Below are 22747 nucleotides of genomic sequence, written 5' to 3' on the forward strand. Positions count from 1 at the left end.
GAGATCGGCGAAGGAAGGTCGCCGGAGGCCTTTACGCTTTGATGGCGCGATGCCGTCCGGAGCGGGAGCATGGTCGATGGGAAGCCGGACCTGCCCCGTCGACCCCCCAGAGTACGGACCTGAATTTCGGCAAACGCGACGCCGCGGCCGGGGTCGAAAAGGGTGCGGCCTCTACGGCCGCACCCCAGATGACAAAAGTCTCGAAAGCTTCGGCTATCCGCGGTTTCATTCCTACCTTGAGGAACCAATGGCCGCCGGACTTATCAGGACGAGGTGTCGGACGCCGTCTTAAATGCTGATGACGTGCGGCCGGGTGAACTCCTTGACGCCGTCGAGGCCGAATTCGACGCCGAAGCCAGATTGCTTGGTACCGCCAAACGGCGCATGTGTCACGATGTCGTTGTGTTTGTTGATCCAGATCGATCCGGCTTCGATCCGGTTCGCGATCTCGTATGCCCTTTCCTTGTTGGCCGACCATACGGAGGCTGTCAGCCCATAAAGCGACGCATTGGCCCGTTGCACCACATCGTCGACATCAGAAAACCGAATGACCGGCAGGATTGGGCCGAATTGCTCCTCATCGACAAGGCGCGACCCGTCCTTTATGTCGCTTACGATCGTCGGCTCGATGAAATAGCCAGGGCGGTCGATGACATTGCCGCCGGTGATCACCTTGCCGTCGCGGCGCGCGTCGGCAAGAAAACCCTTGAGCTTTTCGTATTGGGCTTTGTTCTGAACGGGGCCGAGGGTAGTTCCCTGTTTCATCCCATCGTCGACCACGGCGTTCTTGGCCAGGGAAACAAGCTCTTTGCACATCGCGTCGTAGATCGAGTCGTGAACGTAAAGCCGCTTGATGGCGACGCATACCTGCCCCGCATTGCCGAAAGCCCGTGCGAAAATATCGGGAGCGACTTTCTTTGGTTCGACATCGTCGAGCACGATGGCCGGGTCGTTCCCGCCCAGTTCCAGGGTCACGCGCTTGACCGTTTCTGCTGCGCTGGCCATCACCTTTTTGCCCGTTGCCGTCGAACCGGTGAAGGTCACGGACGCAACGTCGGGATGACCGGACAGCGCATCGCCGAGATCGTTGGCGTCGGCTATGATGTTGATGACGCCCGGCGGCAATATGTCTTTCACCAATTCGCCGAAGCGCAACATCGAAAGCGGCGTGGTCGGCGCCGGTTTCAAGACAACCGTGTTGCCTGCCGTCAAAGCGAGCGCGATCTTCAGCACCGGCGTTATGATCGGGAAATTCCAGGGGTTGATTGCGGCAACCACACCGAGCGGCTTGCGATGGTTTTCGATGCGCCGTGTCGCGCTGTCTTCGAGCACTTCGACCGGCAATTCGATCTTGGCGATGTCGCGAATGCCCATGGCTGCCCAGACGACTTCGCCGGTGGCCTCCGGCAGGGGCTTTCCCTGCTCCTGCGTCAATATGCGGGCCACGTCCTCGTGGTTCGCCTCCAGCACATCGGCGACCTTGTTGAGGTATTCCTGCCTCTTTGCGTGAGGCAGCGCCGCCCAGGCCGGGAACGCTGCTTTGGCTGCGGCAACCGCGTCGTTGAGTTGAGCGAGCGATGCGCGCGCGCAGGTGGCAAAAACCTCCCCGGTAGCAGGATTTACCACGTCCAGTGCGGAAGCGCCTTTGACGAGCTTCCCGTTGATGAGCAATTCGAGCATTGTCGCCTCGCTTTAGAGTTTCATTTCGCCACAAGCTTGCGGCAAATGCCAGGTCGGCCCAACCATTGGGCCGATCTGATACGTTGCCTTGCTTGTCGTTGTGTTTCGAGACGGCCGGCGCCGAACATTCCTGCGCCAAGCCGGAAATCGCAGTCCTCACTCTTTGAAGATGTTCTTCAAAGTCCAGTCGTAGTCGAAATTATAATACGCCGACTCATTGTCTTTTATGTTCGGGAAGTCCTTGTTCAGGGTCTCCGCCGAGATTTGAATGAGAGGACCGTAGCTGATCTTATTGGGCGGTGTCTTTCCATGGAGCATGGCCCAAGCCATGTTGATCGCCACGCTTCCGATGCCGGCGTCGGTCGTGATGGCGATTGTATCGTAACCTGACTGCTTGTTCAATTTGCGCAGCAGATTGAGGTCGAAACCGCTCACTCCCATGACGATCAGCGGCAGGTCGATGCCGGCGGCCTGGAAAGCCTGCGCCGCGCCGTAGGCCATTTCGCCCTGCGTGAACACCGCATCGAATTTGGGCAGGCTGGGTAGAAGCGATGTCAAGCGCGACTGGGTTGTGGACTGGTTCCAGTCGCCATGCATCTCGGCGGCGATCTTGATGTCGGGATAGGCCTTCAGTGCGGCCATTAGATCATCCTGCAACGCGGTGTCCGCTCCCATGCCCGCCAATCCGCGAATGTTGAGAACCTGACCCTTGTTGTTGATGCGCTTAGCAATGTAGTCGACTGTGATCTTCTGCATCTCGGCGTAGTCGAAGTGAAGCTGGTAGGGCCGTTTGTCCGTGACGGGGCCACTTGCGAACACGATCGTCGGAATGCCGGCGTCGAGCGCGCGGTCGATTGCGCCGTTGATCGCAGTGTCGGACGTCGAGTTGATCAGAAGGAAGTCGACCTTCTCGACGATCATGTTGTTGACCTGTTGGATTTGCTTTTGTGGGTCGCTTCCCGCGTCCACGACCTTGAGTTCGATATTCGCGCCCTTGGCGTTCAGCTGATCGACGGCCCAGTTTGCCGATTTGACGATCGCAACCTGCCAAGTGTTGACCAGATATGGCATTGTAATGCCGATCACCACTTTCTTGGCGTCATCGGCAAATGACGGCCCCGAAAGTGCGATGCACAGGCCAACGGCCCCGCAGAATGCTATGGCTTTACTGATCAGTTTTTTCATTGAGGTGTTCACCTTCTTTCCGCGCGCAGTATGCAGGTCAAGTTCTTTACGGTCGCCGGATGCCACTTATGCAAACAGTGACGATGACGATCAGTCCTTGCACGATCGCCTTGATGCTCGGGTCGACGCGCAATATGTCCAGATCGGTCAAGGCAAGCGTGACAAGGAGTGCCCTGATTGCCGTTCCGATGACCGATGTTATCCCCCCGGCAATGCTGGTGCCGCCGACGACCACGGCGGCGACCGAACCCAGCAGGTAGGTATTTCCAAGATCCGCCGATACGCCACCTTGGAACGTGCTCAACAGGATTCCAAGCACAGCCGAGATCAGGCCCGACAGGGCAAATGTGGCAAATGTCATGCGATCCAGCCGAACGCCGGCCAGGCGCGCCGCCTCGCGATTTTGCCCCATGGCATGGAGTTTGCGGCCGTAGACCGTAAACGCCAGGAGCACGCTCATCGCGATCAAGACGATGATGATGAGATAGAACACGCTCGGGAAACCAAGGTACCGTGTCCGCAGGACATCCTGGAAATCGCCGGCGGTGGTACCGGTCCCCAACGACTGGGCTTTCAGGGTCAGGCTGTAGAGGATGTACCCTGTTGCCAGCGTGGCCACAATCGTCGGAATGCGGAGTTTCGTTACCAGGAAAGCGTTGAGCAACCCCGAAGCGACGCCCACGATAAGGCTGAGCGCCAGAGACGCCCAGATGTCATCATAGCCAAAGAAACCTGCGCTCATCACATAGGCTGAGTAGGTCACGATATATGGCAGCGACAGATCGAAATTTCCCGGCCCGCTCGCGATGACGATCATCTGCGCCACGCCTGCCAATGCCAGAAACGCCGCGATTGTCGCATTGTTGGCCAGAAACGAAAAAGAAAAATTTCCCGAGGCCACGACGCCGAGCGCCCAAAGCGCCAGCGTGATGACGAAGGCGCCCAGCCACGATCGTCTCGACAAGAACGCCAGCAGACCCGAAGACTGGGAAAACGCGTCCGGACCGTTGTCTCGGCCGCCCCCGAGTGCAGGCACGGGGCTGTCTGTAGTCGTCATTTGCGAGCCGTCAGCAAGTCAACAGCGTAGCTTGTTCCCCGATGCCGCCGAGCGCCGGATAGCAGAGTGGCCCGCATCGGGCGCCGATGGACTGCTGGACATCGGCGCTTCGCCATCCGCAACGGCCTCCCCTTCAGCGGCAACCAAGTCAACCGGTCGGGCCGACAGCGTCACCTCGATCCCCCGCACGTCGGTAGTCTCGACGACGATCATGCCTACCCTACCGCTGCAGGAGAGCGGAAACATTCTTTTCGAGTCAACAAAAATATAGGACTAACCAGTCTCATTTTTCAAGACGGCAACGTCTAGGCCGTTGGCTGCAACCGTCGTACCCGGCTCAGCGGGCACCGGCGAAGCTAAGCGGCCCCTTTCAAGGCCTGATCCGCGGCCTTTGGCATGTCGTCCATGATCAATGTCTTGCTTTCAAGGAACGGCAGCAAGCCCTCTCGTCCTCCTTCCCGGCCGATGCCCGACTGCTTGAAGCCTCCGAAGGCTATGCTGAAGTCGGTTCGAAAGGAATTGTGCCCGACCGTGCCGGATCGCATCTGCCGCGCGACGGCATAAGCGCGATCAATGTCGTTTGTGAACACGGAGCCGTTGAGACCAAATGGGCTATCGTTCGCTATGTTCACGGCGTCGCTCTCGTCCTCCGCCGATATGACGGCCAGGACGGGCCCGAAAATCTCCTCGCGCGCGATCGTCGAATGATTGTCGACATGCGCGAACACCGTCGGCTCGATGAAGAACCCACGATTGAGATGCGACGGTCGCCCGCCGCCTGACGCAAGGGTGGCCCCTCCTTCTTGCCGACCTCGATGTAGTGTTCGACGCGATCGCGATGGCGCCGCATCGCCAGCGGCCCCATCCCGGTCTCCGGATCGAACGGGTCGCCGACCTTCACCTGGACGAACTCGGCGCTCAACGCGTCGACGAATTCGTCGTGACGGCCGCGCGGCACCACGACACGGGTCAGCGCCGAGCAAACCTGCCCCGTCAGATAGGGCGCCCGGCTCGCGATGGTCTTGGCTGCCAGTCCCACATCGTAGTCTTCCAGCACGACCGCTGCCGACTTGCCCCCAGTTCCAGCGTGCATCGAGCCATGCGTTCCCCGCAAAGGGACGCGATCTTACGGCCGGCGGCGGTGGAACCGGTGAATGTCACCTTGTCCACGTCACGATGCCGGACGAGCAGCTCCGACACCTCGCGGTCTGCGGTCACCACGTTGAAGACGCCTTCCGGCAATCCTATCTTCTCGCAAATTTCGGCCATCATGTAAGCTGCCAGCGGCGCTTCCGGCGAAGACTTCAGGACGACCGTGCAGCCGGCCAAAAGAGCTGGTGCACACTTGTTGGCTATCAGGCCGGGCGGTCCGTTCCATGCGATGATGGCAGCGACGACGCCGACAGGTTCACGCACGAGCAAGCCCACGTTTCCGCCAGCCTTGGGCGTGTGACGTTCTACGAACGGAAATGTCTCTGCCAGGCCGGCATAGTACCGGTACGTGTCGCTGACACCGGAAAGCCGCGCCTTCGCGGCATGATTCACGATTCCGGATTCGGTCGTCCAGACCAAGGCGAAATCGTCCGAACGCCGGTCGACCTCTTCGGCGATCTTCTTCAGATAAACGGCGCGTTCGGCATGCGTCAGCTGGGGCCACGGGCCTTTGTCGAACGCGTCACGGGCCGCGGCCACCGCAGCGTTTATGTCGGCAGCCTGCGCTTCGGCAACCGTCGCGAACAGCTCTTCCGTGCCCGAATTGATGACATCAATCGTGGAACCGCTCGACGGCGCGCGCCACCGGCCTCCGATGAAAAAGCGATCCGCATGCTGGACGGGAATATTGGAGGTCATGCAGAAACGTTCCTAAGCGATCCATTGGCCTTGATTGGCAACACCTCACCCTTTGCCGGATGAGGAACCGTTGTGCCGCATCGGAACTGTCCATGCAGCCGGCTTGTCCCAATGCCGGAGATTTATAGCGACGCTGCGGTGCCAGGCAAGCGTAAAGCGCCATGAGTCCCAAAAAGTGAGAAATCGTGTCTCAGACTAGGGGCCGGGCTCTTTCTTCGCGACGGCGACGGGTAGGCCGTCGGACCCGGCATTTGACACCGCAGTCACGCGGCTGGCTTGCCGAGCAGAAAGTCCGCAGCCTTCTCTCCGATCATGACCGATGTCGCGTAGGTATTTGCAGACACGATGCGGGGCAGGATCGATGAATCGGCCACGCGTAGGGCATCGATGCCGTGAACGCGCAGTCCGTTGTCGACGACGTTGGCCGGATCGGACGCAGGCCCCATACGACAGGAGCCGCACAGGTGGAACGCCGTCGTACCATACTCCCTCGCGAAGCGCAGGAGGTCGTCATCGCCGGTGAGGCCTGCGCCCGGCAATTGTTCCGTGTCGTAGTAGGGTCTGAGAGGCTCGCTTTCCAGGATACGCCGAGCCATGCGCAGGGCCGACAAGAGCACCTGCTGGTCCTTCTGCTCCTTCAGGTAGTCGAGTTGGATGGCCGGATCTGCGGCGGGGTCGGGCGAAGTGATGGCGACTTGCCCGGTGCTTTCCGGACGCATCTGCCAGACCCCGCATGTCATTCCGGGATAGGCGTCGAGCGTTCCAATCTTGCCGTGCTTGTAACTGGCAGGCGTGAAGATGACCGTGTAGTCGGGCTGCTCCATGGCCGGATCCGACGACCCGAAGGCGTAGACAATCGCTGCGCTCAGTCCGAGCACGCTCGGTCGCCGCAAGGCCCATCGCGCAACTTGGCCAAGCAGTCTCGGCCCGGTGACCAAGTTGTTGATCGTCTCCGTGTTGCGGACCTTTGCAACGATCCTGACGCTGTAATGGTCGCTGAGATGCCTCCCGACGCCGCGCAACGGGTGCTTCACGGCAATGCCCAGCGTCTGCAGCAGTTCGGGGTCCCCGATGCCCGAGAGTTGGAGGAGCTTTGGGCTATTGATCGCTCCAGCGCATATAACGACCTCTTTGCGGACCGTTACGCTTTCGACCTGGCCGCCACGCTCCCGCCTGAAGGTAACGCCGGCTGCCCGCTTCCCGTCTAGGACGATCGAGGTGACCTGCGCACCGGTGACGACGCTCAGATGGGGGTTGTTCATCACCGGGTGGAGATAGGCGTGCGCGGCGCTGACGCGGCGCGTGCGGTGGATAACGCGCTGGTAGTAGCCGACACCGGCCTGGCTTTCACCGTTGTAGTCGGGATTGTCGGGGAACCCCAGACCCCGCGCGCCGTCGATGAATGCATCGCAAAGTGGATGTCTCCAATCGCCGTCAGTAACCGGCAGCGGACCATCGAAACCTCGGTAATCCTCGTCAGCGCCGGCGCCGATACGCTGTTCCAACCGCCGAAAATAAGGCAGCACGTCCTGATAGCTCCAACCGCTGTTCCCGAGCTGTGCCCAGACATTGTAGTCTTCCGCCTGCCCGCGTACGAACAGCATGCCGTTAATGGCGCTCGATCCGCCGAGTGTTCGGCCTTGCGTGACGCTAATCTGCCGTCCGCCTGTCCAGTCCGAACGTTCGGTCTTGAATTGCCATGTAAGCGCGGGGTTGAACATCGTCTTGATGAAACCTGCCGGCATTCGGATGAAGGGATTGTTGTCGGCCGGTCCGGCTTCGATGACGCAGACGGAGGCGCCTGAAACGACGAGCCGGTGTGCGATCACGCACCCGGCCGAACCTCCGCCGACGATAATATAGTCGAACGCACCCATGGACGTTGCCCTCGATCAATTCGGATTTTCAAGATGGAACGGAGAGATGCCCGTCCAGAGCCGCGGCGAACTTACCCGACGCGCGCCGCGAACGACGACAGGCCGGCGCATGTCCAGCGACGGACGGATGAGCGCTGGCCGGCGCCAGATTCTCAAGCCCAAGGCGCTTTTCGCAAGACGTCGTGCCGGTGCTTTTTGCGGACGCGCGGACGCGCAAGGGCGCCGGGACGTAATCCAGGCATGCAATCTGGAGGGCAAGCGCCCTGACGCCGGTCATCATTGCTTGGCTTTGGAAATGGCCCGCACGCTCAGCACGACAATTAGGATGATCCCGGCGATGGCGGTCGAATACTGAGAACTGACACCCGAAAAGTCGAGGATCGAATTCACCAGCGACAGACCGACAACCGCCATGATCGTGCCCACGGGCGAGACGCGTCCGCCGCTGAAGTGGCGCCGCCAACCACGACCGCCGCTACGCTGGCCAAGGTATAGGTCGTCGCCACGTTGGCGTTTCCCGCACCGGTGGATGCCGTGATGAGCAGCCCGGCGACAACGATCAGGGTCGCTGCGATCGAGTAAAGGGTCGCTCTGGCCTTAAGCGGCGAGTAGCCGAGTTCCCGGTATATCTTGGGACTGCCACCAAAGGCTCGCAGCTTGATGCTGGACTTGAACCCACGCAGTATCCAAACGCCGATCAAAGCCGCCGCAACCAGGAAATACACCGGCAACGGGATCACCCCGACATTGGTGGCGGTGACCCATGTCAACCAGTCGGGCGTGCTGCCGCCTGGACGGTCGAGCAGCGCGAGGCTCAAGCCCAGCCACAGGAACGAGGATCCCATAGTCACCACGACGGAAGATACCCGCATGAGCTCCACGATCGCGGCCATCAGCGCATAGCTCGCGATGAAGCCCAGGAGAGCGACAGCGCCAAGCGCCGTATGATCAACCAATGTCGTCGCCGCGATGACGTTGACGAGCCCCACGGCGTAGCCGGTGCCGAGATCGATGTCCCCGCCCAGGAGAAACATCATTTGCGCCAACGCCGCAAAGGCGATCGGCACGGAGGCTTCCAGCAGCAATTGGACGCCGAACGAGGACATCGCATTCGGCTGTACCCAGAATGTGATCGCGAGCATAAGCACCATCAGGATCGCTGCCGGCATCGCGCTCATCGAAAACAAGCGCGAGAGCAGTCCGTGCCCCCCATGCTTCGTCGTGCCTGACGCGGTCCCGCGTCGCGGCCGACCGGATGCGCGAACGAGGCCTGCACGATCTTTTCGTCCGACACTTCGTCCCGCGACAGTTCCGCCGCTATTCGGCCGCGCGCCATGACGTAGACGCGGTCGCATTTCTGGAATTCCGCGTTTTCCGTGGAATAGAGGATCGCGCTGCGGTTGTTTTCCTTGACCTGGTCCAGAATCCGGTAAATCTCGCGCTTTGCGTTGAGGTCGACGCCGCGAGTTGGATCATCCAGCAGCAACAAAGGCGCGTCGCTCGCCAGCGCCCGCCCCAGCAGAGCCCGTTGCTGATTGCCGCCGCTGAGGCTGAGGATGCTCGACTTCGCCCGTTTCGCAAGCCCCAGCTCGTTCAGCCATTTGCCGGCGACCGCGCTCAACGCCTGTGATTTTACGAAATGAAAACGTGACGCTTTATGGAGCGCCGAGATGCTTACATTGTCTTCCACATTCCATATCGGCAGCAGACCCTCGCGTTGTCGATCGCCGCTTACATAGGCGATGTCGCTTTCGGAGCGTATGAATGATGTCTTCTTGTTCCGGGCGCTGAAGATTGCCTGTAGAAGGTCGTGCTGGCCCGCACCTTCGAGGCCGGCTATCCCGACGAGTTCCCCACGACCGACGGCGATCGATATGTCCTCAAGCCGACCCGTCTTGAGACGATCGACGGTCAGGACGCAGTCTTCCGGCGAGCGGGAAACGTCGATGTTCACGGCCTTCGCCTGGCTCTTGCCCGAAGGAGCGCCAAGCAGCTCGAGCAGCCTGTCATGGTCTATGGATCGGCCATCCCCGTCCCAGGAAACGAGCCCCTCCCGCAAAATGACCACGCGGTCCGCGAGTTGAAGCGCTTCCTCCAACTTATGCGTGACATAAATGACCGCGACGCCCTCACGCGCCTTCTGGCGAACCAGTTCGCTCAACTGGCTAGCCTCTCGCGCTGCCAGTGCCGATGTCGGCTCGTCAAGTATGACAAGACGAAGGCCATCCTCGGTTATGGCCCTGACGATCTCCACGATTTGCCGTTCCGCCACGGTAAGGTCGTGCAGCTCGGCTCGGACCGGAATCCTGTTGTCGGGAAAAATTTTCATCCGCTCCCTGGCGCGAATGAGCACCCCCTGGTGGGATAGCTTTTCGCCGGAGGCAAGGTGGAGGTTTTCCGCGACCGAAAGATTAGGAAATGTGGAAAGCTCCTGAAACACCCGGTGGATGCCGTAGCGATGCGCGGCCGCCGCCGAATATTGATCGAAATCGATCCTCTGACCATCGACCGCAACCTCGCCAGAGCTAGGTGCGAAATTGCCGCCCACAATGTTCAGCAGCGTTGATTTGCCGGCACCGTTGGGGCCTAGCAGGACGAGGATCTCGCCCAGCCGAATGTCCAGGGACACGCCTTTGAGCACATGGTTCGCTCCGAAAGACTTCGTAAGATCCCTGATTGAAATAAAAGGTTGGCCCTGCGCGTCCCGTAAAGAGGGCGCCTCGGAAAGGGAGGAGGCGCCGTTGCCCCGATGCGGTGACTTGGTGGCCGATGCCAGAGTCCGTTCTGCTTCCAATGTTGATCGTCCCCAGCACGCTATTGTTCGCCGGCCAATAGGCAGAATAGGCCGACTATTCCCCACGCGAGGGTCATCCGTCAACATGAATTTAAGACAAGCCAATCTCGCCAAATGAGACGCGACGACAGGTCTTCCAGGCCGAAATCTGAAAGCTCCGCGTCGCCAAATCGACGGATCGATGGATGCCATGGGGTCGTTGCTGTCTCATAAGATGAGACGACAAAATCCTGTTTTATTGACAGCAGGTTGTCTTCGGTCTCTCTATCTTCGAGGGGCAATCTGTTTAGTCCTGCATGAAAAGCGGAGCGATCTTGTCGCATCGACGCCGGGACTGCCATTTTCTTTTTATGGGGTCAGCATGAACAAGACTTGGACCAGTGACGTTCCACAAGGCAACACGCTCCCCGCCAGCGCGCCCGCGGTTATCGTCGGCGGCGGCATTATCGGTGCTTCAACTCTTTATCACCTGGCCAAACGCGGCGTCGGCGGTGCGGTATTGCTTGAGCGCAAGAAGCTTGCCAGCGGCACAACATGGCATGCCGCTGGCCTGGTCGAACCACTCGCGCCGTCGAGCAGCCAGGTCGAGCTCTTGAAATACACGACCCGGCTGTTCATGGACCTTGAGGCCGAGACCGGCCAGGCCACCGGCTACAGGCCTAAAGGCACGATCAGTCTCGCTCTGACCGAGACACATATGGAGCAGCTTCGTCGCGAAAATGACCACGCACGCCGCATGCAGGTTGAAAGCGGCATCCTGATGGTCGAGGCGCTCAAGGAACGGTGGCCGCTGATCAACTACGATGACGTTGTGGGCGGCCTTTTCGTCGGCCCCAGCGGCCAGGTCAATCCGCTCGACGCCACCCTCGCTATGGCGAAAGGCGCCAAACAGAACGGCGCCCTCATTTTCGAAGATACGGTAGCGACGAGGATTTTGACACGCAACGGCCGGATCGTCGGTGTCGAGACGGACCGGGGGGTTGTTGCAACGGAGAAGGTCCTCCTGGCTTGCGGAATGTGGACGAGCCGGTTTGCGAAAGCCCATGGGGTGGCTGTTCCCCTTCACGCCGCCGAACATTTTTACATCGTTACCGAACCAATCGAGGGCTTGCCTCGAACGCTTCCCTCATTGGTCGTGCTCGAAGAGGGAACCTACTGGAAGGAGGATGCCGGCAAACTGTTGATCGGCGGCGGCGAGACAAAGGCAAGGCCTGGGGCCGCGACGGCATCCCGGAGCGCTTCGAATTCGACCAGCTTCCCTTTGACATGGAGCATCTCGAGCCGATGCTTGAAGCGATCTTCAACCGGATGCCCGCCCTGGCCGATCTCGGGATCAAGACGTTTTTTACCGGCCCCGAGAGCTTCACGCCGGACGGACTTCCTTATGTCGGCCCCGCTCCCGAAATGCCTGGCCTGTTTATCGCCGCCGGCATGAGTTCGCATGGCATCATGAATTCCGGTGGCGTCGGCTTGAGGATGGCGGAATGGATGATCGATGGCTATCCGAGCCAGGGAATGGGGTCCGTCCTCGCCTCGCGCGCCCACCCTTTTCAAGCCAACGCCGCATACAACGCCGAGCGCGTGACGGAGGCTGTCGGATTGAACTGGCGCCTGCATTGGCCAGGGCGGCAGATCGAGACGGCGCGCGGCATAAGGCGCGTTCCCCTCCATGACCGGTTGGCGGCCGCAGGTGCGGTCTTTGCAGAATATTGCGGATGGGAACTGCCGATGTACTTCGATCCGAAGCAATGGGCGTGGCCCACGGCGCCGTCGCTCGGTTGGCAGGAATGGTCGGACAAGGTCGCGTCCGAATGCATCGCGGCCCGCGACGGCGTCGCGCTTATTGACCAGTCGATGTACGGGAAGCTTCTCGTCCAAGGCCCCGATGCGGTCAAGGCTCTCAACCATGTCTGTGGGGCGCAGATGGACGTCGCTTCGGGCGTCTCGGTCTATACCCAATTCCTAAATCCGCGCGGCGGCATTGAGGCTGACGTTACCGTGACCCGCCTCGGAGAACAGAAGTTCCTTGTGGTCACAAGCAATCCGATCCGCGACCGCGCCTGGATCGAGGCGCACGCCGACCGCTCGTGGCGCGTCGAAATCTTCGATGCGACCTCCGCTTATTCCTTTCTGGCCATTCACGGTCCCCATGCCAGATCGGTCATCGCTTCGATCACCACCGAGGATGTCTCCAACGAAGCGTTTCCCTTCGGCGCCGCGCACGAGCTTGACCTGGCCTATGCTCGTGGTTTGGTCATTCGCCGGTCTTTCCTGGGCGAACTTGGCTATGAGCTAATGGTGCCGACAGAATTCACGGCGGGGGTCTACGAGGCGCTTCTGCAGGCGGGGAATCCTTTCGGGTTGAGGCATATCGGGATTTTCGCCATCAGCAGCTGCCGCCTGGAGAAGGCGTTCCGGCATTTTGACCACGATATTGCCGAAGACGATACGCCCTACGAAACTGGACTTGGCTTTGCGGTGGACCTGAGCAAGCAAGAGTTCCTGGGAAAACGGGTCCTCGAAGCGCAAAAGGCGGGTGGCCCCACCACCGAACTGCGAACGGTCTGCGTGGCGGTCGACAGTGCGTCGGCCCGGAACGGTCCTTATCTGATCCACAACGAGCCTGTTTGGCGCGGCGGTAGCATTGTCGGGCATGTCACGTCAGGAGGCTGGGGCTTCAGGATCGAGCGCATGGTGGGGCTGGCCAGCGTGCATTGCGCCGGGGGCGTCACAAAGGAGTGGCTGGAGCAAGGTGGCTTCGAGGTGCAGATCGCAGGGAAAATGCATCCTCTGGCGGTACAGCTGCAGCCTTTCTATGATCCCCGAGGAGAAAGGATGCGCGGCTGATCCAGAGGAGCAGGAAGCTGCGCGAGACAATGCAGCGCGAACCTTTGATCGGTTATGATCTCGGTTTTGGCGCCGGCATGACGATACCAAGCGCCGTCCGGCCGCCATCGACAAATATCGTCTGGCCGGTCATATAGCTGGCATCGTCGCTGGCTAGGAAACTCGCAACCGAGGCGATTTCCTCGGGCTGTCCCAAACGGCGCAACGGTGTGCGCGCGAGCGCGTTTGCAAGCGCCTCGGGATTGTCACGGATCGCCGTGGCCATGTCCGTCGCGATTGTTCCCGGCCCGATCGCGTTGATGCGTATGCCCTCGTCGGCCAAAGCCAAGGCGGCCGCTGCCGTAAACGCGGAGACACCGCCCTTCGAGGCCGTGTACGCCGTCGCTATCCCTGCTGTGATTTTGCAATTGACCGACGATATGTTGACGATCGCACCCGGCTTCTTCGCCGCTATGAGTCGTCGGGAAACGGCCTGCGTCGCGACGAAGACGGACTTGAGGTTGACGCGAATGACCTGGTCGAAATCCTCCTCCGTCACGCTCATGAAATCCTTGGCACCATAGATGGCGGCGTTGTTCACGAGGATGTCGGCGGTTCCGAAATTTTTCTCTGTTTCGGCAATGGCAGCCTCGATCTGCGCGCTGTCACCGACGTCGCATTCGGTAAATCGCGCCGGCAACCCCTCCTCGGCAAGTTTGGCTGCCGACGCGCGGCCGCGTTCCGCATCCCGGTCGGCCAACATCACCTGCGCTCCGTCGCGAGCCAGACGCCGGGATATTGCAAAGCCCATGCCGGCCGCTGCACCCGTGACGATCGCGATTTTTCCCTGATGTCTCATGGTCGGCTCATTTCCTCGCTGTGGTTTTCTTCAGTGGGTGGTCGCGTCGAACCAAGTGGATAGAGGTTACGATCGCTGGCTGCTACGGGCTCCAGGTCCGTCCTGCGCGGCCTTTTCATAGGGCGGCATAGTCTCAGCGACGGTGACGCCGGCCCAATGCTCGAGGTGGCGGATTGGATAGACGTTGTCCTTCGGGCCATCCCCTTGCGAAATGGCGAACGCCAGGAATTGCCGCATCGCTTGGCTGACGGGCATCGCCGCCCCAAGCCTCTCGGCCTCGTCGAGACAAAGCTTGATGTCCTTGTAAAGCAGGTCGGTCGCGAAGCGCAGTGGAAAGCTCCGATCGAGGACGCTGGGAGGGATGCGCTCCTGCGTGGCATAGGAGCGGCCGCTCGACGCGTTGAGTACATTAAGCATCACTGTCGGGCTCAGCCCGGCCTTCGTCCCGAAGACGAGCGCCTCGCAGCTTGCGATCATGGTCGCGGCATACAGCGTGTTGTTTATCACCTTCATCGTCTGGCCGAGGGCTGGATCGGCTCCCAGGTAGAAAATATTCTTTCCGAGAACGCACAGCAGGGGCCCGACTTCCTTGAAGACGGCTTCGGGACCGGAGGCCATGACCGCCAGCGTACCCTTTTCGGCTGCCGCGAGACCGCCGCTGACGGGCGCACCGAGAAAGGCGATGCCGCGTTCTTCCAGGCACGACGCGACCTGCATGGTCGCGGCCGGACCGGTTGTCGAAAGGTCCACAACGACGCGGACCTTGCCGCTCGCCGCGACCTGTTGCGCCACCGACAGAACGGCGGCCGGAAGGGGCAGGCTGAGCAGCAGAATATCGACCTTTCGGGTCATATCCGCAAGGTCGGAGGCCACGCTCGCGCCCTTGGCGACGAGGCGTTCGACCACGTCCCGCTTAAGATCGAAAACGGTGATATTGTGCCCGGCCGCCAAAAGCCGCACCGCGAAATGAAATCCGATGTTGCCAAGCCCGACTAGCCCAATCTGCTTCAACATGGCCTGTAAGGCTCCATCAACGCATTTCATCAATATTGCGCCCGGTAGGGCAGTCGGCCCAATCTGGCATATCGTTCAGACCGGGCCGACAAGTTCTGTGCCAATGTACAAATCAGGCGATCCACATCGACCTGAAATCAAAGTTGCCGAAGGAGACGCCGGTCTTCGACGGCTGTATGCCATGCACCTTATTGCTGAACGCATCGATGCTGCACGGGAAATAAGGTATGATGTAGCCACCTTCTTCGTAGTCGATCTTCTGCATCTGGTGCACGATGTCCTTGCGCTTTTCCGGATCAACTGTGGCAAGAGCTTCGTTGAATAGATCGTTGTATTTGTCGTTCTGGAAATGTGTCTGGCCGAAGCTAGCGCCCTTGACGGTGGCATACCCGGCCATCGCCAGGTAGCCGACGTAGTACCAGGTATCCATTGAGAAATCCCAGTTGAGATAGTTGCTGCCAAATATCTCCGCGACCGTGACCTTGTTTATTTTGACGGTGATACCGGCCTCGCTTGCTTGCCGTGCAAACACCTGCGCGGTTTGCACCACACCGAACGAGATGTCGGCGACCACGAGTTCGATGGTGAGATCCGACTTTCCAGCTTCGGCAAGCAGCGCCTTGGCCTTGGCGATGTCTTGCTGCCGTTGGGGAAGTGATTTGTCGAAATTCGGATCAAACGGACTGAATACGTCGTTTCCGATCGTGGCATTTCCGCCGAAGACGATGTCGTTCATCTTCGGTCTGTCGATGACCAGGCGAAGGGCGTGCCGCACGCGCACGTCGTCGAACGGCGCCTTGTCGCAACGCATGACCAGGGGCGTTATGGCGCCGCCGGGCGATACCAGCACCTGACCGAACACTTTTGCCAGATCGATGGACGCCACCGACAGCTGGTTGATGACATCGACCTGCCCGGATTGCAGGGCGTTCAACTGCGCCGTCTCGTCCTGGAAGTTCGTGATGATCAGCTTCTCGATATGGGGCGCCTTGTCCCAGTAACCGGTGTTGGCGTCGTACACGCTTTCCTGTCCCGGCGTGAACGACGCGAATTTGAACGGTCCGGTCCCGATCGGCTTTTGCGGATCGAACCCGGAGGGAACAATACCAAGCGTGTAAAAGTTCGACGCCAGCACTTGGTCGAGGATCGAATAGGGCCCGTGGCAGGGCAGTTCGAGCGTCAGCTCATCCACCTTCCGGGCTTTCTTAAGGTCAAGGCGCGACAGTGCCGTCACGGAATTATACTGATTGTCGACGACCCGGTTGAAGGTGAAAAGGACGTCGTCCGCACTCAACGGCTTGCCGTTGTGAAACGAGATGCCCGGCTTGAGCTTGACGGTCCAGACCGTCGCGTCCGAATTCGGCTCGAGGCTTTGCGCGAGCGAATTCTCGATCTGCGCATCCTTGTTGAATCGAACAAGCGTGTCGAAAAGTGGGAACGTTCGCCCAAAATCGATGGTCGTGAGAGCGCGGTTGGTGTCGAGGGTGTCCGTCGGGCTGCCTCCCGTCAGTCCTGCCCGCAAGGTTCCCCTAGCAAGGGGGCTTCATCAGCCGCCGAGGCGTTCGGAAGCAGAAGCCCTCCGCCATAAAGTGCGGTGAGGCCGGCGCTGCCGTGCCGAAGCAAACTGCGGCGTGACAATTCGAAATAAAATGGTGACTTCATTGCGTTCTCCTCCCTTTGTTTCTCACGGTAACTCGTCGGCGTGGCGGCGCCTTACCGTCCCATGCCTTACCCCTCTCCGGACCGGGGGATGCGAGGCATGACGATTGCCACGGCGCGGCATGCTGGTCCAGAACCTCGTGTTGTGACGCGCAGGCATGCCTGGTCAGTCCGCGTGTTGATCGGCGCCGCGTTCTTCGGGCTCGGCGAACCGTTCGAACCGCGGAAGGTCGCTGATAAGTCGGCGCGTATAATCTGTCTGCGGCGCGTTAAGGACATCTTCGACCGCACCGCCTTCCATGAGTTGCCCCGCTTGCAGGACGAACACCTGCTGGGCGATGCTGCGGACAAGCGGAAGATTGTGCGTGATGAAAGGAGCGACAGGGACTGTTCCTTCTGCAATCTCCGCAGCATCTCGATGACGGAAGCCTGGACGGACACATCGAGTGCCGACGTGATTTCGTCGCAGATGAGCAAATGCGGCCGCACCACCAGGGCCCGCGCTATCGCGACGCGTTGGCGCTCGCCGCCAGAAAGCTGATCCGGATAAGCATTCAACAGGCGCTTCGGCAGTGATACGGCGTCCATCGTCTCGGCAATGCGCCGTTCCATTGCCTTCCGGTCGAGTTTTGTAAAATGTTCGAGCGGCTGCATGATCAAGCCGCCGATCGTTCGCCGAGGATTGAGGGATGCGTACGGGTTTTGAAACACGTACTGCATTTTGAGTAAGCTGGCGCCGGAACGCTGGCCGATGCGGGGATGAAGCGGTTCGCGCTCGAACCGCATCTCTCCCGTCCAGGATTGATGCAGCCCGACCAGGCACCGGGTCAACGTCGTTTTGCCCGACCCAGACTCCCCAACCAGAGCGACGCATTCATTCTGACCGACCGATAGATTGATTCCGCGCAGCACATGGTGACCCCCGTAATAGGCCTGCAGGTTGTTGATCTGGAGAACGGGGCCGGCTTGCCCCGCATCCGCCGCGCTGTGCTCGATCTGGGCGTCACCGTCATCGTTGGCACGAAGGACAGCCGCTTCGCGGCTTTCGACAGTGTTGGCAAGAAGGCAGCGTACCACGTGCTGCTCTTTGCCGACGACGGTCATTTGAGGAAATTCCGCTTTGCACTTGACGGAACTGATGGCGCAGCGCGGCTCGAAGGAGCAGATCGCGTCCGCCTGGCCTATTTGCGGACGAATGCCATCCATGGCGACGAGACGGATACGGCGCTGCGCGGAAGGCACGGCGCGAACAAGGCCGCGCGTGTAGGGATGCTGCGGGTTCGACAGGACCTCCGAGGCGGGCCCGCTCTCAACCACGCGTCCGGCGTAGAGAACCGCCACCCGGTTGGCCAACTCCGACACCACGGCCAGGTCGTGGCTCACATAGATCATGGCCAGGCCGTACTTCCTGCGAAGTGATTTCACCGTATCCAGGATCGTGCGTTGCGTTGTGGCGTCCAGGCCGGTCGTCGGCTCGTCCATGACGATGAGGCTCGGTCGGCAGGCGAAGGCCATTGCGATCGCGACGCGCTGTTGCTGGCCGCCGGAAAGCTGGTGCGGAAAAGCATCCAGAACGCCGGCTACAGATGACAGCCCGACCTCGCCCAGCATCTGCAAGATGCGTTCATCCGCCTCACTAGCGGTTCGTCCGTGGGCGGTAGCGCCTCGCGCATTTGCGAGCCAATGCGTCTGGCCGGATTGAGCGCCGTACCCGGATCCTGGGGAACATAAGCCAGCACGTTGCCGCGCAGCTTGACCATCGCCTTGGCCGACAGGCCGGTTATGGCCATCCCGTTGACGCTGACCCTGCCTGAAGCCACCTCCAGGCCGCGCCTTGTATGGCCGATCATGGCGAGGCCCAGGGTCGTTTTTCCGGAACCGGATTCGCCGACAATTCCGAGAATTTCCCCGGTCGTGAGCGTCAACGACACATCGCGAACGACTTCGGCGCCCGTGGCCTGGATGCGGACGGTTAGATGCTCCACGACAACGCGGGGATTGGTTTCGGCATCTGCACCGCGGCCCTGCTTATCTTGATCGTTCAAGTTTGACCCCCTACTTGGGGTCTGCTTTTCGCGGCCAAAGCCTGCCTGCCCGCCGGGTCCGCTTGGCCGATACCGAACGGTCCGATCCCAAGGCAACGCGCGCCACGGCGTCGGCAAAGGTGTTGATGCCGATCGCAAAGATCATGAGCAGGATGGCAGGTGCTAGGATGGCCCAGGGATTGAGGGACGCTCCTATTCGGTTCTCATTGATCATGTAGCCCCAATTGGCATTCGGGGCTGGAACCCGAAGCCGAGAAAGGCCAAGCCGGCCATGATGATGATCGAATAGGTTATGCGAAGGCCGGTCTCGACCATCAGCGTCGTCGTCAGGTTCGGCAGGATTTCGCGCCGCATAACCGCGCCCGGCTTTACACCGGTGATGGCCACCGCTTTGACGAAGTCGCGTTCGGAGACGTCCAATGCGGCAGAACGGATGACCCGGGCTACTTGCGGGGCATGGGAAACGCCCACGGCCAGGACGAGCAGAGAAAGGGAGTTGCCGAACACTGAAACGAGCAGCAAGGCGAAGACAAGCTGCGGAAATGCGAGGATGATGTCGACGACGCGCATGATGATATTGTCCGCCCAACCGCTGAGATAGGCCGCCGTTATGCCCGCCGTGGTGCCGGCCACCACGCCGAGCGCGGTTGCGCACGCGGCCAGAATGATGATCTGCCAGCCCCCGGTAAGTGTGCGGCTCAAGACGTCGCGGCCCAGCAGGTCGCCGCCGAGAAACGCATCGGCCGACGGCTTTGCGAGCGTTGCGACAATTCCGACCTCGTTCGGATCGCGCGGCGCAAGGAAGGGTCCGGCGAACGCGATCGCAAGGATAATGAAGCTCAGCACGAGCCCGATGGCACCGCGCCGCGACAACGCCGCGCGTTTGATCACATGGAGCCACTCGGACCGCCGGATCGGGACTACGTCGTCCACGATTACATGGCTCATCGCGGGAACCTCTTGCGCGGCGTGGCCAGCAACACCAGCAAGTCGGTGACGATGCTGATGACCACATAAAGAATCGCCAACAAGGTGACAATGAATTGGATCGTTGGGATGTCCCTGCCCTGGACGGCGTTGTAGAGCCCCAAACCCACGCCGGAATAGTTGAAGATGGCCTCCACGACGACAACGCCGCCCGACAGGTAAAGCATTGTCAGGCCGCTCGCCTGGATGGTCGCCGCGACGGAGTTCGGCAGCGCATGCCGAAACAGGATCTGCGTGTTGTCGAGGCCTTTGAGCCGGGCCATCTCGACATATTCGCTTTCCAATGCCTCGATTGTCGCCGCCCGCATCATTTGGAATATGTAAGGCACCGACACGATCACCAGCACCAGGATCGGCAATACCGTCAGCGACGGATGATTCCACGGCCGCTCACCCGGTGGGATCGTGGAAACGGCCGGAAACCAATGAAACACGTTGGTGGCCAACAGAACGGTTACGAAGATCGCAACGACAAATTCAGGAAGGGATATTGTCGCCAGGGACAACACCGAAAGAAATTGATCGATCGGCCTCCCGCGCCGAATCGCAGCGACAAGACCCAGACCAACCCCGATAAATATGCCTATCGTCCCTGCCGTGACGACCAGTGTCGCCGTATTGACCAGTTGCGGTCCAGTCAGTTGCGCAACCGGCTGATCGTTGACCAGGCTATTGCCAAAATCGCCTCGCACCAAACCACTGACCCAGTGCAAGTACTGTTTCACAGGCGGCTGGTCGAGCCCCATTTTCTTCTCGAGGAGAGTGACCTTTTCCGGCGTTGCGTTGCGGCCCAGAACCGTGCGCGCCGCATTGTCGGGAAGCAGTTGCGTCGCTGCGAACACGAAGATGCTCACAATGACGATCGTCAATACGCCGAGAACAAGGCGCTGGATCAGGAGGTCTCTGATCGGATGGGCAACAGAACCGCGACGCTTCCCGTAGGCAGCGGGCGGTGTTTCATTGTATGAACCGATGCTCGTCGACACTCAGACACCCATACTGAGCGGTTCATCGTGCGAACCGAGTTGGCACTGATCACCGCACGATCGCATCTCGACTTCGCCAGATGATCGCAACCCGATGCGGTGGGGCTAGTGCGAACTGGAATGTCGCGCGAGTCGCCGGTGAAAAAATGCGTTTAACCATTGCGGCCCCACTGAGCCGCATGCCATCGGATCATGTGACTTCGGCAGCCTTCCGCATGCATTTATCGCAGGGATCGCCTCAGCCCGGGGCGCACTGCTCCCCAACATAGTCCAGCAGCAAAGTCACCACGAGTCAATTGGAATTGGGACCGTGCGTACCAGGATTTGAGACTGGACAGCGTTTATGTCGTTCGCCGCGCGACCCCGGCGGATGCGCCTCAATTCAATTTCACGCCGTCCCTCGTCAGTGTATCTGCGACGGCTTTGATTGACTCGCCGAGATTATCGACAAGAAGGTCGATGTCATCCTTGCTGAGGATGAGCGGTGGCGACAGCACATTCAGGTGTCCGACCGGGCGCACCAGAATTCCCCTGCTCTGCGCCTCGGCCGTAATGCGCCTGCCAATGCCCACGGATGGCTCCAACAATTTCTTGGATTGTTTGTCTGCGACGCTTTCGACGCACAGCATGAAGTGGCTGCCGCGCGCGTCGCCCACCAAGGGCAAATCGCACAGTTCTTTCAAACGCGCCTCGAAATAAGGTCCGACCTCGCGAACATGGCCGCAAATATCTTCCCGTTCCATGATCTCGATGTTCTTAAGCGCGGTCGCGCAGCAGAGCGGATGGCCGGAGTAGGTGAAGCCATGCGTGAATACCGCACCCTCGGCCTGAGGCACGCTGAGCACATCGTAGATTTCATCCGAAATGATTGTCGCCGACAGAGGAACATAGGCTGAAGTCAGCCCCTTTGCACATGTGATGATGTCCGGTACCATACCAAATACGGATTCCGACGCAAAAAAATGCCCAAGGCGCCCGAAGGCCGTAACAACTTCGTCGGCCACGTAAAGCACACCATATTCCCGGCAAAGCTCGGCCATGCGGCGGTGATACCCTTTCGGCGGCACCACGACCCCGCCCGCGCCCTGGATCGGCTCGGCAAAAAACGCGGCGACATTCTCGCCGCCCAGTTCCTCGATTTTGGAACGCAATTCGTCGACGAGAAAATCGAGAAATTCCGATTCGCTCATATTGTCCGGCCGGCGATACATGTTGGGTGACGACACGCGATAGATCAGGCCCTCGCGGACAAGGTCGAAACCGATATGATCGAAGTCGATGCCCGTCATCGACATGGCGAGATACGTGCTGCCATGGTAGCCGTCCTGGCGGGTGATGATCTTTTTCTTCGTCCGCTTGCCCAGACGATTGAAGTAAAAGTGGATCATCCGCACCGCTGTGTCGTTGGCGACGGATCCGCCCGACCCGTAGAAGATATGATTGAGCGATCCGGGCGCAAGCTCAGCGAGCTTGGCCGCCAGTTCCGCCGGCGGCACCGACGTGTAGTGACCGAATGTAGAGCAAAAGGCGATCTCACGAGCTTGCTGCGCCATCGCTTGCGCCATCTCTTCGCGACCATAGCCTATGTTCACGCACCAGGCGCCCCCAACGCCGTCGAGATACCGCCGGCCCTCGCCATCCACGAGATACGCGCCATCAGCACCGGTAAAAACCATTGAACCGGTCTGCTTGAACGTCGAAAAATCCGTAAACGGATGAATATGATGATTCAGATCCTGCTGCTTGACCGTGTCAACATCGTAATTCCGATGAACAGACATTCGCTCACTCCCGCCATTTGCCCCTTTTAGGCACATTGTCATTCATACGCCCGTCATCGGCGCAGCAGCACGAGTGCACGACGCCGACCGACTCCAAAGCCACAAAAGGTTATCGGGGCATTTCGCGCGGATTTCAAACCAGGGTC

General features: G+C 60.1%; 16 protein-coding genes and 2 pseudogenes. 2 read left to right on the forward strand and 16 right to left on the reverse strand.

The window, feature by feature from the left end:
- Positions 1 to 288: 288 nt before the first annotated feature.
- The 8 genes and pseudogenes from ACVDG8_RS37300 to ACVDG8_RS37335 form a co-directional block, all read right to left on the reverse strand.
- On the reverse strand, positions 289 to 1680 hold the full coding sequence (locus ACVDG8_RS37300) for an aldehyde dehydrogenase family protein (protein ID WP_447250625.1): 1392 nt from the start codon (positions 1678 to 1680) through the stop codon (positions 289 to 291).
- A 156-nt stretch (positions 1681 to 1836) separates the two neighbouring features.
- On the reverse strand, positions 1837 to 2865 hold the full coding sequence (locus ACVDG8_RS37305; protein ID WP_447250626.1) for a substrate-binding domain-containing protein: 1029 nt from the start codon (positions 2863 to 2865) through the stop codon (positions 1837 to 1839).
- 46 nt (positions 2866 to 2911) lie between these two features.
- Positions 2912 to 3922, reverse strand: a complete 1011-nt coding sequence (locus ACVDG8_RS37310) for an ABC transporter permease (RefSeq protein ID WP_455707914.1) — start codon at positions 3920 to 3922, stop codon at positions 2912 to 2914.
- 356 nt (positions 3923 to 4278) lie between these two features.
- A pseudogene (locus tag ACVDG8_RS37315) lies at positions 4279 to 5773 on the reverse strand (aldehyde dehydrogenase).
- A gap of 263 nt (positions 5774 to 6036) precedes the next feature.
- On the reverse strand, positions 6037 to 7650 hold the full coding sequence (locus tag ACVDG8_RS37320) for a GMC family oxidoreductase (protein ID WP_447250629.1): 1614 nt from the start codon (positions 7648 to 7650) through the stop codon (positions 6037 to 6039).
- A 276-nt stretch (positions 7651 to 7926) separates the two neighbouring features.
- Positions 7927 to 8064, reverse strand: coding sequence for a hypothetical protein (locus tag ACVDG8_RS37325; RefSeq protein ID WP_455707915.1), 138 nt, complete (start codon positions 8062 to 8064; stop codon positions 7927 to 7929).
- Complete coding sequence (locus tag ACVDG8_RS37330; RefSeq protein ID WP_455707916.1) at positions 8037 to 8819, reverse strand: ABC transporter permease; 783 nt, start codon at positions 8817 to 8819, stop codon at positions 8037 to 8039. The genes ACVDG8_RS37325 and ACVDG8_RS37330 overlap by 28 nt, the downstream gene beginning before the upstream one ends.
- 5 nt (positions 8820 to 8824) lie before the next feature.
- Positions 8825 to 10291, reverse strand: a complete 1467-nt coding sequence (locus ACVDG8_RS37335; protein ID WP_455707917.1) for a sugar ABC transporter ATP-binding protein — start codon at positions 10289 to 10291, stop codon at positions 8825 to 8827.
- A gap of 514 nt (positions 10292 to 10805) precedes the next feature.
- On the opposite strand from ACVDG8_RS37335, the pseudogene ACVDG8_RS37340 reads away from it, so the two are divergent.
- Together ACVDG8_RS37340 and ACVDG8_RS37345 are read left to right on the forward strand one after the other, a co-directional pair.
- Positions 10806 to 11582, forward strand: a pseudogene (locus tag ACVDG8_RS37340) (NAD(P)/FAD-dependent oxidoreductase); the annotation flags it as partial.
- 146 nt (positions 11583 to 11728) lie between these two features.
- A complete protein-coding gene (locus tag ACVDG8_RS37345) occupies positions 11729 to 13291 on the forward strand; it encodes an FAD-dependent oxidoreductase (protein WP_455707918.1) in 1563 nt (520 codons plus the stop codon).
- A 52-nt stretch (positions 13292 to 13343) separates the two neighbouring features.
- Here the strand turns inward: ACVDG8_RS37345 and ACVDG8_RS37350 are convergent, their stop codons facing one another.
- The 8 genes from ACVDG8_RS37350 to ACVDG8_RS37385 all read right to left on the reverse strand — a co-directional run bounded on the left by ACVDG8_RS37350 (position 13344) and on the right by ACVDG8_RS37385 (position 22601).
- Positions 13344 to 14129 carry an SDR family NAD(P)-dependent oxidoreductase gene (locus tag ACVDG8_RS37350; protein WP_447250632.1) on the reverse strand — a complete coding sequence of 262 codons (786 nt, stop codon included), beginning with the start codon at positions 14127 to 14129 and terminating at the stop codon, positions 13344 to 13346.
- A 66-nt stretch (positions 14130 to 14195) separates the two neighbouring features.
- The gene (locus ACVDG8_RS37355; protein WP_455707919.1) at positions 14196 to 15173 is read right to left on the reverse strand and encodes an NAD(P)-dependent oxidoreductase; all 978 of its coding nucleotides are present in this window, start codon (positions 15171 to 15173) and stop codon (positions 14196 to 14198) included.
- Positions 15174 to 15255: 82 nt separating this feature from the next.
- Entirely contained in the window at positions 15256 to 16665 is a 1410-nt protein-coding gene (locus ACVDG8_RS37360) for an ABC transporter substrate-binding protein (RefSeq protein ID WP_455707920.1), read from the reverse strand.
- Positions 16666 to 16871: 206 nt separating this feature from the next.
- On the reverse strand, positions 16872 to 18413 hold the full coding sequence (locus ACVDG8_RS37365) for an oligopeptide/dipeptide ABC transporter ATP-binding protein (protein ID WP_455707957.1): 1542 nt from the start codon (positions 18411 to 18413) through the stop codon (positions 16872 to 16874).
- Complete coding sequence (locus ACVDG8_RS37370; protein ID WP_455707921.1) at positions 18383 to 18847, reverse strand: ATP-binding cassette domain-containing protein; 465 nt, start codon at positions 18845 to 18847, stop codon at positions 18383 to 18385. Before ACVDG8_RS37370 ends, ACVDG8_RS37365 begins: the two co-directional genes overlap by 31 nt.
- Before the next feature lie 210 nt (positions 18848 to 19057).
- On the reverse strand, positions 19058 to 19795 hold the full coding sequence (locus ACVDG8_RS37375; protein ID WP_455707922.1) for an ABC transporter permease: 738 nt from the start codon (positions 19793 to 19795) through the stop codon (positions 19058 to 19060).
- A complete protein-coding gene (locus tag ACVDG8_RS37380) occupies positions 19792 to 20820 on the reverse strand; it encodes an ABC transporter permease (protein WP_447250637.1) in 1029 nt (342 codons plus the stop codon). The genes ACVDG8_RS37375 and ACVDG8_RS37380 overlap by 4 nt, the downstream gene beginning before the upstream one ends.
- 377 nt (positions 20821 to 21197) lie before the next feature.
- Positions 21198 to 22601, reverse strand: a complete 1404-nt coding sequence (locus ACVDG8_RS37385; protein WP_447250638.1) for an aminotransferase — start codon at positions 22599 to 22601, stop codon at positions 21198 to 21200.
- Positions 22602 to 22747: the final 146 nt, after the last annotated feature.

The organism is Mesorhizobium sp. ORM8.1, from assembly GCF_053005525.2.